This is a genomic window from Pedobacter gandavensis, from assembly GCF_032677645.1.
Lineage (GTDB): Bacteria > Bacteroidota > Bacteroidia > Sphingobacteriales > Sphingobacteriaceae > Pedobacter > Pedobacter gandavensis_A.
The window spans coordinates 21,084-34,627 of record NZ_JAVTSB010000006.1; the positions used below are offsets into that span (position 1 = coordinate 21,084).

9 protein-coding genes are annotated in these 13,544 nt (G+C 42.8%); 8 read left to right on the forward strand and 1 reads right to left on the reverse strand.

From position 1 onward, the window contains the following. The first annotated feature begins 22 nt into the window (after positions 1-22). The 6 genes from R2Q66_RS11045 to R2Q66_RS11070 all read left to right on the forward strand — a co-directional run bounded on the left by R2Q66_RS11045 (position 23) and on the right by R2Q66_RS11070 (position 6,491). Complete coding sequence (locus tag R2Q66_RS11045) at positions 23-1,957, forward strand: RagB/SusD family nutrient uptake outer membrane protein (RefSeq protein WP_316748824.1); 1,935 nt, start codon at positions 23-25, stop codon at positions 1,955-1,957. Positions 1,958-1,978: 21 nt separating this feature from the next. Then, on the forward strand, positions 1,979-3,166 hold the full coding sequence (locus tag R2Q66_RS11050; protein WP_316748826.1) for a DUF5000 domain-containing lipoprotein: 1,188 nt from the start codon (positions 1,979-1,981) through the stop codon (positions 3,164-3,166). 30 nt (positions 3,167-3,196) lie between these two features. Continuing rightward, entirely contained in the window at positions 3,197-3,889 is a 693-nt protein-coding gene (locus R2Q66_RS11055) for a DUF4998 domain-containing protein (protein ID WP_316748828.1), read from the forward strand. Positions 3,890-3,983: 94 nt separating this feature from the next. Next, complete coding sequence (locus R2Q66_RS11060; protein ID WP_316748830.1) at positions 3,984-5,792, forward strand: alpha-L-fucosidase; 1,809 nt, start codon at positions 3,984-3,986, stop codon at positions 5,790-5,792. Positions 5,793-5,917: 125 nt separating this feature from the next. Then, on the forward strand, positions 5,918-6,205 hold the full coding sequence (locus tag R2Q66_RS11065; protein ID WP_316748832.1) for a type II toxin-antitoxin system RelE/ParE family toxin: 288 nt from the start codon (positions 5,918-5,920) through the stop codon (positions 6,203-6,205). After that, positions 6,186-6,491, forward strand: a complete 306-nt coding sequence (locus tag R2Q66_RS11070) for a helix-turn-helix transcriptional regulator (RefSeq protein ID WP_316748835.1) — start codon at positions 6,186-6,188, stop codon at positions 6,489-6,491. Before R2Q66_RS11065 ends, R2Q66_RS11070 begins: the two co-directional genes overlap by 20 nt. A 92-nt stretch (positions 6,492-6,583) precedes the next feature. Here R2Q66_RS11070 and R2Q66_RS11075 read toward each other — a convergent pair whose 3' ends face one another. Beyond that, positions 6,584-9,022, reverse strand: coding sequence for a phosphocholine-specific phospholipase C (locus tag R2Q66_RS11075; RefSeq protein ID WP_316748837.1), 2,439 nt, complete (start codon positions 9,020-9,022; stop codon positions 6,584-6,586). 301 nt (positions 9,023-9,323) lie between these two features. Here R2Q66_RS11075 and R2Q66_RS11080 point away from each other — a divergent pair, with 301 nt between their 5' ends. Next, a complete protein-coding gene (locus R2Q66_RS11080) occupies positions 9,324-10,757 on the forward strand; it encodes an alpha-L-fucosidase (protein WP_316748839.1) in 1,434 nt (477 codons plus the stop codon). A 49-nt stretch (positions 10,758-10,806) separates the two neighbouring features. Next, positions 10,807-13,506 (forward strand): glycoside hydrolase family 3 N-terminal domain-containing protein, encoded by a 2,700-nt coding sequence (locus tag R2Q66_RS11085; RefSeq protein WP_316748841.1) that lies wholly within the window; start codon positions 10,807-10,809, stop codon positions 13,504-13,506. The last annotated feature ends 38 nt before the right edge of the window (positions 13,507-13,544 follow it).

Genomic DNA, 13,544 nt, shown 5'->3' on the forward strand with positions numbered 1-13,544 from the left:
TATGATGAATAACAATACGTACATGAAAAAATTTGAGAACACTAAATACTTGTTTTCCTTAGTTCTGCTGATTTCCCTGTTTTCCTGTAAGAAGTACCTGAATGTAGTTCCGGATAATGTGGCGACTATTGATTATGCTTTCAGGAGTAGGGATGAAGCCGAAAAATACCTTTTTACCTGCTATAGTTTTTTGCCGAAACTAGGGAACCCTGCACTAAATCCAGGTATTATGGCTAGTGATGAATTTGCGGTGATTTATCCGGCATTATTCTCTGGTAACCTGGATACTGAGCTGTTCGCTATCCCCACTGGATCACAAAATATCGTTTCTCCCTATGCTAATTACTGGGATGGCGGGACTAAAGGTGTCCCTTATTTTCAGGCCATCAGGAATTGTAATGTGTTTTTTGAGAATATCAATAAAGTGAATGATCTGGGCGATTTAGAGAAGAAAAGGTGGATTGCGGAGGTCAAATTTCTGAAAGCCTATTACCATTATTGGTTGTTGAGGATGTATGGGCCTATTCCGATCATCAAGGTTAATAAACCTATTTCCAGTTCTATAGAAGAGGTTTTGGTGTACAGAGATCCTGTGGATGAGGTCACAAATTACATTGTTTCCCTATTGGATGAAGCGAGTCCTGATCTTCCAAATCGATTGATGAGTGAGGCTTCTGAATTGGGGAGAATCACCAGGGGGATTGCCCTGAGTGTGAAAGCGGAGGTATTGGTGACAATGGCGAGTCCGTTGTTTAACGGCAATCCGGATTATGCTGGTTTTAAAGATAAAAGGGGTCTTCAGTTGTTCAATCCTACTTTTATGCCGGAGAAATGGGAGAAAGCAAAGTTTGCTTGTAAAGCTGCAATCGACAATTGTGCCGGAAATGGATTGGCGCTTTATTATTACAAACCAAGGATCAATACCTATGATTTGTCGGAAGAAACGAAAACTCAGATGAGTGTTCGTGCTGCGGTAACGGAAAAATGGAATTCGGAAATCATATGGGCTGCTTCAAATTCGTATACCACAGATGATGGTCATGGTTTCCAGAAAAATGCACAGGCACAGCTTTCACCTGTAGGATTTATACAAAGTATAGATCAAAATCTGGCAGTTCCAATCAAAATGGCGGATCTTTTTTATAGTAAAAATGGGGTGCCTATTGAAGAAGATCCTTCTTTTAATTACGCGCAACGGTTAACGAAGCTGAGGGTCGCGGTAGAAAGTGACCGGTATAATATTAAGGTAGGCGTAAGCACTGCTGAAATCAACTTTGACCGGGAGAACCGCTTTTATGCAGATCTTGGTTTTGATGGTGGTGTGTGGTATGGTAGCGGTCAGCTGGACGATAAAAATCCTTATTATGTACAGCATAAGCTAGGACAAACCGCAGGTGTTGGCAACTCTACCAATTATAATCCGAGTGGTTATTTTCCTAAAAAACTAGTGAATTATGCCAACTCCATTAATCCGGACACCCGTGCTTATACGGTAATTAGTTACCCATGGCCGGTAATGCGCCTGGGAGAATTGTACCTGATGTATGCGGAAGCCTTAAATGAATCTGAGGGACCATCGGCTGAGGCCTATAAATACATCGATCTGGTACGTAAAAGAGCGGGTTTAAATGGGATTGTTGCGTCGTATGCGGCCCATTCGATCAGAGCTGGAAAACCGGGTACAAAGGAAGGACTTAGGATTGCGTTGCAAAGGGAATCTTTAATAGAAATGGCCCTGGAAGGGAAACGTTTCTGGAACATTCGCCGCTGGAAAACGGCAGCTGATTATCTGAATCAACCTTTTACAGGCTGGAATATACTTGGAACGACTGATCAGACGTACTACCGGGTTAAAGTATTGCATCAGGGAGTATTTAAGCAACGGGATTACCTATTCCCGATCTCAGAAAATTCAATCATTGCAAATAAGAACCTGGTGCAAAATCCAGGTTGGTAAGGTTATTTAATTCGATAAAAAATGAAATACAAAAAATATAGCTCAATGGCTGTTTCGCTGCTATCAGCCTTGCTTTTACTGGCTTCCTGTGCTAAAGTAGAGACGCAGATGCCGATCAATGCTGCTGCTGGTAAACCTGGTCAGGTGACCAATGTGACCATCGATAACTTTAAAGGAGGTGCCACTATTACTTATGTGCTTCCTAAAGTTGGTGTGGGAACTCCATTGTACATTATGGCGGAGTACGAGATTAATAAAGTAACGCATAAAACCAGACAGGCGAAGTCTTCTGTTTATAACAATCAGTTGGTTGTAGATGGGTTTAATACGGAGGGTGAGTATACGGTTAAATTGTATGCGGTCAGTTCTTCAGAAGAGAAATCGGATCCGGTAGTTGTGGTGGTGAAGCCAGAAACACCGCCATTCCGTGATGTTTTTGCCAGCTTAAAGCTGTTGCGTGATTTCGGAGGTACCAGTACTGCATTTACCAATGAAACGAAATCTAATGTGGCGATTTCTATCATTACCAAAAATAAAAATAATGAGTTTTACCCTGCAGAAACGCTGTATACCTCTGCGGAGGAAGGCAATATAGTGGCCAGGGGATTTGATACGCTATCCAGAGATTTCGGGGTTTTTGTACGCGATAAATACAACAATTATTCGGACACGCTATGGGTGAAACTTAACCCGATTTTCGAAAAACTACTGGATAAAACGAAGTATAGGGAGTTTAGTCTGCCGGGAGATAATGCGCCGGAATATGGCTGGGTGGTTTCCAGACTTTGGGACAATAAATTCGATACTGGATATCATTCTATTGAGGGGATTCCGATGCCCATCAGGATCACTTTTGATTTGGGGGTAGTGACTAAATTGAGTCGTTTTAAAATGTGGCAAAGGCATGATGACTTATTGTATCAATGGGGAAATCCTAGGTTATGGACGATGTGGGGAAGTGTGAATCCTAATCAGGATGGGTCTTATAATGGCTGGGTGAAATTAATGGATTGTGAGTCGATTAAGCCCTCTAAGAGTCCGCTAGGTACCAATACTGCGGATGATGTGGCTTATGCGAAAGCCGGAGAGGAGTATATCTTTCCTGTTGGTGGACCGGATGTTCGTTATATCCGATTTGAATGTCATCAGAATTGGTCCAATTCAGGGAAGCTGCATATGATGGAACTGACGTTCTGGGGCGGTAATTAATTATATGGATTTTTATAAAAGCATAACATCATGATTAAAAGAATAATTTATTTATTGATCACCATCGCTGTGGTTTTCAGCGCCTGCGATAAGGGGGATGAATACAAATCTTTTATCCCCAAAGGGGAGAAGATCTATCCGGGTATAGATACGGCGGTGGCTCATTATGGAGGGAACAAGCGGTTGTTGCTCACCTGGCCTTCCAGTCCGGATCAACGGGTGTCGAAATATGTGGTGTACTGGAATAACCGACTGGATTCTATGGTGATTAAGGAGGTTTCCCACAGTCCGAAAGACACGGTGAAAGCATTGATCAACAATCTTTCTGAGGGTAGTTATACGTTTGTGATCAATTCTTTTGACAATAAGGGGAATAGGTCGGTAGATGTGGAAGAGAATAATGCCATTGTTTACGGGCCAATTTATAATGAGAATCTGTTCAACAGGCCGGTCAACCGGACTGATTATAATGCGGATTCCAAGGCGGTAAATATTTACTGGGAGGTTCCGGATATCGGAAATGTGAAGACGGAAATTACTTTCACGGCCATGGATGGGAAGACGGAAATGGTGGTGTTGAAACCGGAAGAAGAGCAGACGGTAATTTCGGGTTGGAAAGCGGGGACGGTGATCTATTATCAGTCGTATTATAAGCCGGACCCCAGGGCAATTGATGTTTTTAAAGTGTTGCTGCCGGGGTCAATTGTGCCTGGTGGAAGATAGTTGTTGTTTATCCGAATACGTTTAGCGGGTGTCAGATTTTGATACCCGTTTATTGACCAGAGAAATATATTCATTACCAGAAACACACATAGAAATGAAGCTTAAATTTTTGAAAAGTTGCTTGTTGGGCAGTTTGCTGCTGACAGGTGCCGCCAGTTTTGCACAGCAGGATGGTGGTTTAGCGAGTAATGCGAATGAACCGGAATCTTTGAGGGATGCCAGAATGGAATGGTTTAGGGATGCCCATTTTGGGATGTTCGTTCACTGGGGATTGTATAGCGGGGCCGCCGGAGCATGGAACGGGAAAGATTATGAGGGTTGTGTAGAGTGGATTCAGAGTATGGCAAATGTGCCTGCTAAGGAGTATGCGGACCAGCTGATTCCGCTGTTTAAACCGAAAAAAGATTTCGCAAGGGAATGGGCGAAAACGGCAAAAGATGCAGGTTGCCGCTATGTGGTTTTTACCAGCAGACACCATGAGGGCTTCGCTTTGCATGATAGTAAAACGACAACTTTTGATGGGATGGATGTGACGGGAAGAGATCTTTTTAAAGAAATCGTTAATGCTTTACATGAGCAGGGCTTAAGGGTTGGGGTTTACTTTTCTTTAGTAGATTGGCACCATCCGGATGCTTATGTGGAGCATGGGATGCCGGCACCGGCAGGTGTGAAAAATGATGGTCGCGACAATTCGAAATACGTAGCCTATATGCACAAACAAGCCGAAGAGATCTTTTCCAATTACGGACCTATTGATCTGGTTTGGTGGGATTATAGTTCTACGGAAATTCAGGGGGAAAAATGGGGGGCAAAGGATTTGGTGGCGATGGTCAAAAAACGCCATCCAAATATCATTATGAACAACCGTTTATATTCATTTGAACACAATAGTGAGTTTACCAGGGCGCATGGTGATCTGGTAACTCCCGAGCAGTTTATTCCGGAGACCGGTTTTAAAGGGATGGATTGGGAGTCTTGTATGACCATGAACGGCACCTGGGGCTATAGTAAGAACAATCAGAAATGGCATACTAAGTCGGAACTGGTGATCAATATGATCGATATTATCTCTAAAGGAGGGAATTACCTATTGAATGTGGGGCCTATGGCGGATGGTACGATTCCGGAAAAAAGTATCGCTTTAATGGACGGAATCGGCGACTGGATGCGCGTAAACGGGGAGGCGATTTATGGTTCCAGAGCGAATACCATTGGCAGGGTAAACTGGGGGAGGATTACCACTAAGCCCGGCAAGTTTTTCCTGCATGTGTTCAACTGGCCGGAGGATAATAAGCTGCATATTCCGTTATCGCCGAATGCCGGAAGTCTGCCTAAAGCGTTTTTCCTTGGGGATGCTTCAAAAACGGCTTTGCCTTTGGAAGTTAATGAGCGTGGTATTTTTGTGGATGTTAGCGATAAACGGTTCAAAGATAATGCGGCAACAGTGATACAATTGGAGGTAGAAGGAGTTTCTTTGGCTTCGCAAGGGATTTTTGCGGAAAGAGATGGTTCGTATAAGCTGAATGCCGGAGATGCGGTATTGGCCGGTAGTGTGGCGCTTTCTGTTGGCGAACAGGCTACTTTATACAGCTGGACTGAGCTCGATGGTCGGGTTTCCTGGAAAATTAATACGGCAAAACCAGGTAAATATAAGGTGGTGTTAAGCAGGGCTTGTACGGATGTATCTGCGGGTTCAACGATTAATCTGACTGCCGGAAACAGTACATTGTCTGGGGTAGTAAAAGGAACAGGTGCTACCTGGAATGAGTATCAGGATTGGGAATTGGGTACGGTCGTGCTGGCGAAGAAAGGAGTAAATACCGTTTCTGTGAAGGCTTTGACGAAACCAGGGATCGGGGTGATGAATTTGAAGAATGTGCGGTTAATTCCGGTAGGAAAATAACTGTATAGTAATAAGTTAAGAATTTGTGTTTCACTTTTGGGCAACTTTTGTATATTTGTATTGTGGTTGAAAAAACTAAGCACCGAACTGTAATCTTTTACAAAGACTACTTTGAAGATTTTTTTGTGAAACAAAGAGATAAAGTAAAAGATAAAATAATCTGGACATTGGGTTTAATTGAGGAGCTTCAAAGAGTTCCTGAGACGTATCTCAAGCATCTGGAAAATACGGATGGACTTTTTGAAATCCGTATTCAACAAGGGAGTGATATCTTTCGGATATTTTGTTTTTTTGACCAGGGAAAATTGGTGGTTTTGGCGAATGGATTTCAAAAAAAGACTCAAAAAACACCCAAACAAGAAATAGAAAGGGCAATTAAAATAAAGGAGGAATATGAAAGCGGCAAAAAGTAATATCATGACTTTGGATCAGTTCAAGGATAAACACTACGGTGAAGCAGGCACTCAGACACGTGATGTACTAGAGGTTGGTTATGAGAGTTTTAAAATTGGTGCATTAATTCATGAAGCTCGTATAGAGAAGGGCTTAACACAAGAGCAGCTCGCGGCTAAAGTTGGAACAACTAAATCCTATATCTCAAAAATTGAGAATAATATAAAGGAAGTTCGTCTTTCAACGCTAAAGAAAATTGTAGAATTAGGTCTGGGAGGACACCTGGAACTTTCCATTAAACTCTGATTGTACCCCTAATACCGATCAATAAAATATATAACCCCAGTAAAAAGCCCTTAAATCATTTGATCTAAGGGCTTTTTGTATGGGCTGTTTGGTTACAATATACTCCCCATTAATGGGTCTGTAAAGCTTTCTTTGGAATGTTCTACATGGCCGGCAAATTGCTGGCTATAGGCTTGGTTTTTATCCGTAGTTACAGTGAAATCATACCAGCTATGGCTTGATTTAAGGTCGATTGGGATAAATATTTCCTCCTGACTCTTGTTTAACACCGCATTGATCACCGGTTTTTTATAGCTGTTGTCTTTGATCGCTAATTTAATCGGGTTGCCTTTGGTTAAGCGTCTGATGTGTAGCATCACATTTCCATTCGGTTTAGTGCCGCCTTTTTCAGCCTGATATTTTAAAGCGATTTCGATTTCCGGATCATTGGCATTACCGGTATACCTGCGGTAAAAACCGTTCGCACTGTAGATTTTTAAGTCGTAAGCTTCCTTTTCAAAATCTGCTAATGGCCAGTGGTAATCTATCGTATCCCCTGCATCTACGGTGAAATCCCAGTTTTTATCTCCTGTATAAACGATAAAACCAGCGCCTTTTGCCTGATCAGCAAAGAACTTGTTTCCGGCATGGAAATCGATCTTTAATTGCTTGTTGGTAGGATCGAGCGCTGCATGGGCATATAGTTCATAAGGGATGGCATTTGCCGGTTTAATCCCCGGTTCCTGCTTCGGTAAATTGGGGTTTCCTTTTGGGTTTTTCAGGATTCCTGCAATGGCTGCCTGATCCAGGTTTTTGAAGTTATCCGGCAGTTTAGCGAATTTGGCCTGGTGAATACTTTCCAAGAACGGCATTCTTTCTACTGTTTTTGGCAATGGGATGTTTTCTCCGTTATAGGGTCTGAAAACTGAGGTTAAATCGCCACAAAGGCTTCTTCTCCAGGAGCTGATGTTGTCTTCGTGGATTTTCTGACCGGTTTTATGGGATAGGAAATGTTCCAGAAACTGAATGGAAGAGGTATGGTCGAAAGTTTGCGAGTTGACATAACCGCCTCTTGACCATGGGGAAACCACCACCATAGGTACGCGGAAGCCGAGTCCGACGGCACTTTCTCTTTTACTGTTTTCGCCTTTATAAATATATTCTGCGCTACTGTCTAATGATTTGGATATTTTTCCTTTGGCCGGATCATTTGGATTGGGCGCTACAAATGGAGGTAAATGGTCAAAATAACCGTCATTTTCGTCATAAGTAAGGACGAAAATGGTCTTTTTCCATACTTCCGGGTTTTTGGTTAAAATGTCTATGGCTTCTGATAGGTACCAGGCACCATACCACGGGGCTCCCGGGTGATCGGAGAAATTGGATGGGGCAACGAGCCAGGAAACGGTTGGTAGTTTGCCGGCATCCACATCGCTGCGGAACTGGTGCAATACATCGCCTTTCGGGATTTTAGCGGTTCTTTCGGTGCCTTTGTCGTTGTAGGTATGGGACTCCAGGGTATGGAAATCCGGATCATTCCTGTTGGTGACAAAAGCTCTTTTATGTAAATCCTGTTGCTCCGGACTCAGTTTTTCGAGTGGGTTCAATTCCAGGAATTCGATTTCTTTGGTGACAAATTGTAGTTTCTTTTGAAGTTTAGGATCTTCTTTTTCTTTCAATTGGTTTTCCAGCTGAGTTTTCGCTTTGCGGAGGTAAATCAAATGTTCCGGATGCCTTTTAACATGGTATTGCTTGAAGAACTCCATGTCGTTGTCGGTAAAATTGGCCAACCAGCTGTCTTCTTCATCTTCCAGACCAACGCCTACGCTCAGTTCATTCTGATAGATTTTCCAATCGACCTCATGTTTCGATAAACGTTCCGGGAAGGTGCTCCAGGATACGCGTTCTGAACCATCGATATAGCCGTTGGAATGGTGTGCTGTTGAAATTGCATTTTGCTCTTCCCTGATTTTACCGGTCCAGAAGAAACAACGGTTAGGACTTGTTCCTGTTAAAATAGAGCAAAAATTATGGTCGCAAACGGTAAAGGCATCCGCCAGGGAATAATAAAAAGGAATGTCTTCCCGGTTGTAATAGCCCATGGTTAAAGGCATATCCTCATATTCTTTATTGCCGGATTTTTTCGCTTCCAGCCAGCCATCGTAGCGGCCATTGTTGCGGGCGTCGACTTGATTTTCCCAGGAATGGGGAAGGGCGCTCATCCAGGTGGCTTTTGTATCTTTAATGTTTAAGCGGAAAGGGGCATAAGTTTCTCCTTTTTTATTGCTTTGCAGCCATACCGGATATTGGTTGGGTAAGGCGATTGCACGAGGGTCGTTAAAACCTCTTACTCCTTTTAGGGTACCAAAGGCATGGTCAAAAGACCGGTTTTCCTGCATCAGAAATACCACATGTTCTGCATCCAGATAAGTGCTTCCCAGGGTCGGGTTTATGGCCATTGCTTTTTGTATGGAGGCTGGTAAAACTCCTGCCATGCCCAGTGCGCCGGTTAATAGTGTTGCTTTTTTAATGAAATCTCTTCTGCTTTCCATTTGGTTCTTTGTGTTGTAATAAAAAGATTGATCGGCCTAAACTACTGAATCCTTTTAAAATTACCATTTAGGTAAGGTTAATTTTACGGGCTAAACCCGCTTGTTGAGTTTAGCCTGTGCTATGACTAAATAGTTTTAGTATTGTGTGTTGATTTTTAATCTACCAGTATGAAATCTAAGCTATTGCGTGTATCTTAACGGGAAATTTCTTGCTTATGAGTGTTTTGGCGCTGATGATCTGATCCGCAGCAACAGACACGATGGAGATATGGAGAACCTAAACCTAAACTATATAAATTAAATGAAGAAACGAATTGTAATTGCGGCTTTGCTGGTTTGTGCTTTCACCAAATTAATGGCACAAGAAAATGGTGTGCATCAGCAATCAACGGTTTATGAATGGCCGAAAGATCCGCTGGTAAAACAGAAACTGAATAAATGGCAGGATCAAAAATTTGGGATGATTGTACACTGGGGATTATATGCTGTTCCGGGGATGATAGAATCCTGGTCGATTTGCTCTGAAGACTGGATCGACAGGGATAGCACAACTTCTTATGATGATTATAAAAAATGGTATTGGGGTTTAAGTAAGGAGTTTAATCCGGTAAAATTCAATCCCGAACAATGGGCTACAGCGGGTAAAAATGCGGGCATGAAATACCTTGTTTTTACGACGAAACATCATGATGGTTTTGCCATGTTTGATACGAAAGAATCTGATTTTAGTATCGCTAAAGGCCCTTTTGCAGGTAACCCGAAAGCTGATGTTGCCAAATATGTATTTGATGCTTTCCGGAAAGAAGGCTTTATGATTGGTGCATATTTCTCTAAACCAGATTGGCATTCTCAGTATTACTGGTGGTCTAAATATGCCACTGCTGACCGTAATAACAATTATGACATCAATAAGAACCCATGGCGCTGGAATAAGTATAAATCATTTACCTACAATCAGCTGGAAGAACTGATGACGAAGTACGGCAGCGTCGATATTTTATGGTTGGATGGCGGCTGGGTAAGACCACTGGAAACGGTCAATGAAGAAGTGCTTTCCTGGGGTGCCAATATTCCAAAATGGAGCCAGGATATTGATATGCCTAACATCGCCCGGATGGCTAGAAAGGCACAGCCAGGCTTATTAATGGTAGACAGAACCGTGCATGGACCGTATGAAAATTACCAGACACCGGAACAAAAGATTCCGGATACGCAGTTAAATTATCCATGGGAAAGCTGCATGACTTTAGGCGGTGCCTGGGGATTTGTGAACAATGATCAGTATAAAACCGCAGATGTGGTGATTCATAAATTGGTAGAAATTGTAGCTAAAGGCGGCAGTTTGCTTTTAGGAATCGGGCCTAAGGCGGATGGTACTTTACCTGATGCGGTAGTTACTAAATTGAATGATATCGGGGAATGGACTTCTAAAAATGGAAAGGCTATATATAATACCCGGATTACTAAAAACTACCACAGCGGACAAACCTGGTTTACCCAGAGTAAAGACGGAAAAAAACGCTATGCGATTTATTGTCTGACGGAGGGGGAGAAACCGGCTGGTACGGTTAGCTGGACTGGAAATTCACCTAAAAAAGGTACGGCAATGACGATGGTTGCTAATGGCAAAAAACTGAAATGGAATACAGTGGATGGTGCAACTACCGTGGTGCTTCCAGCGGGTCTTAACCTGGAGCAAGCGGCATTGTCTTTTGAGTTTAGTCCAGCTGACTAGTCCTGGTGTGTTTTATTTTTCCTGTGTTTTTAATATTTAAAATTGATTGATGAAGTTTATAATGATTAGAGTGGCATTGTTGCCTGTTCTGCTTGGCCTGTTTAGTGTTGCATCAGCAAATGACACACTCGCAGTTGCTCCTAAAAAAACAATTAAACCTTTGTATAAAAATCCTGCTGCGCCGATTGAGAAAAGGGTCAGTGATTTATTATCCCGGATGACTCCCGAAGAGAAATTCTGGCAGTTGTTCATGATTCCCGGTGACCTGGACGGGGTAGATAAGAACCGCTATAAAAACGGTATTTTCGGATTGCAGGTGAGTGCGGTTTCCCAGGGTGGTGGCGGTGCCGGACAAATGATGACTTACAATAGCAAAGAAAATGCCTATACCCTGGCTAAAAAGATCAATGCGATACAGCGTTATTTTGTTAAAGAAAGCCGTTTGGGGATTCCTATTATTGCATTTGATGAAGCGCTTCACGGCTTGGTGAGAAAGGGAGCTACTGCTTTTCCGCAGGCCATTGCGCTTGCTGCCAGTTTTAATCCAACGATGATGGGGCAGGTGGCTGGTACGATTGCTCAGGAAACCAAAGTAAGGGGAATCAGAGATATTTTAACTCCTGTGATCAATATTGCCTCTGATGTGCGTTGGGGGCGGACAGAAGAGACTTACGGCGAAGATCCTTTCCTTTCTTCTCAGATGGGACTGGCTTTTATCGGGGCCTTTGAAAGTCAGAATATCATCACCACACCTAAGCATTTTGTGGCCAATGTTGGCGATGGCGGACGTGACAGTTACCCGATTCATTTTAACGAACGCTTATTGGAGGAGGTTTATTTTCCACCCTTTAAAGCGGCGATCCAGCAAGGGAAAAGTCGCTCATTGATGACTGCCTACAATACGGTAAATGGGACACCTGCTACTTCCAGCAGCTATCTGCTGACGCAAAAATTAAAGACAGAATGGGGTTTTAAAGGTTTTGTGATTTCTGATGCCGGGGCTGTTGGTGGTGCCAATGTATTGCATTATACCGCCGCAGATTATGATGAGGCAACCAGACAAGCGATGATCGCAGGACTGGATGTGATTTTTCAAACGGAATTTGATCACTATAAGTTGTTTATTAGTCCTTTTCTGGATGGTTCCATTCCGCAACAAAGAATAGACGATGCAGTTTCGAGGGTGTTGACTGCCAAATTTGAACTCGGACTTTTCGAAAATCCGTATGTGTCTGAAAAGGATGCTCAAAAAGCGGTGGACGATCAAAGTCACAAGGCAATTGCAAAACAGGCCGCTTTACAATCATTCGTGTTGCTGAAAAATGAAAAGTCGGTTTTACCGCTTAAAAACGTTAAAAATATACTGGTAGTCGGAGAAGATGCTGTGGAGGGGCGTTTAGGTGGCTATAGCGGATCTGGAAATGGTACGGTTAATATTGTGGATGGCTTAAAGAAAAGAGGAGCCGGAAAGGTGAATGTGACTTATAGTAAGGGTAGTAGCCGTAATCCGGTTTTATATGTGCCGGTTGCTCCGCAATTCTTAAAAGCGGATACTGCACAGGGGCTTTTCGGCGAGTATTTTGATAACCTTACCTTAACTGGTACGCCTGTTTTAGCTAAAACAGACCCGCAGATAGATTTTATGTGGACGCTTTTTTCTCCGGATAAACGCCTGGCAACAGATCAGTATTCCATCAGATGGAAAGGCAGGATTAAAGCGCCAAAATCCGGGACTTATCAGATTGGTCTGGAAGGAAATGATGGTTTTCGGTTGTATCTGGATGGGAAGTTGTCAATTGATCAATGGGAAAAGCAATCTTACCATACACAGTTGGTTCCTTTTTCTTTTGATCAGGATAAATCTTACGATATCCGTATAGAGTTTAAAGAGCCTAAAGGTAATGCGCATATTAAATTGATCTGGAATTATGATGTTGCTGATCAGCAGGCTAAGGAATTGGCCGAAGCGGTTAAACTGGCGGAAAATGCAGATGTGATTGTAGTTACAGCAGGCATAAAGGAAGGAGAATTTCAGGATCGCGCGCTATTGAGTTTGCCTGGAAATCAGGAACAGCTGATTCAGGCCATGCAGAAAACCGGAAAACCAGTGGTGGTATTATTGGTTGGTGGTAGTGCAATAACCATGGATTCCTGGCTTAAAGATGCCGCTGCGGTATTGAATATCTGGTATCCGGGTGAAGAAGGGGGAAATGCAGTGGCGGAGACTTTATTTGGAGATTATAATCCGGCTGGGCGTTTACCGATTACTTATCCTGTTCATGAATCGCAATTGCCGCTGGTGTATAACCATAAGCCAACAGGTAGGGGCGATGATTACAATAACCTAAGTGGCGAGCCTCTTTTTCCTTTCGGTTTTGGCTTGAGTTATACCACCTTTGAGTATAAGGATCTGAAATTGAGTAAGAAAAGTATGACCGGGTCGGAGCAGGTAACCGCTACGTTTACGTTGAAGAATACGGGTGTTTATGATGGTGATGAAGTGGTTCAATTGTATGTTCGTGATCTGTTGAGCAGTGTTTCCAGACCGGTTTTAGAATTGAAAGGTTTTCAAAGACTGAGTTTAAAAGCAGGGGAAGTTAAAACCGTTTCCTTTGAAATCACACCGGATATGCTGAAGATGTTGGATGCGGAAATGAAGAGGGTTATAGAACCGGGTGATTTTAGAATCATGATCGGCTCTTCGAGTAGAGAATTGGTGTTAAAAGAGAATTTAACAGTTGTTAAATAAGCTATAGTACAGGCCGCTATGGGTATTGTAGAATACTC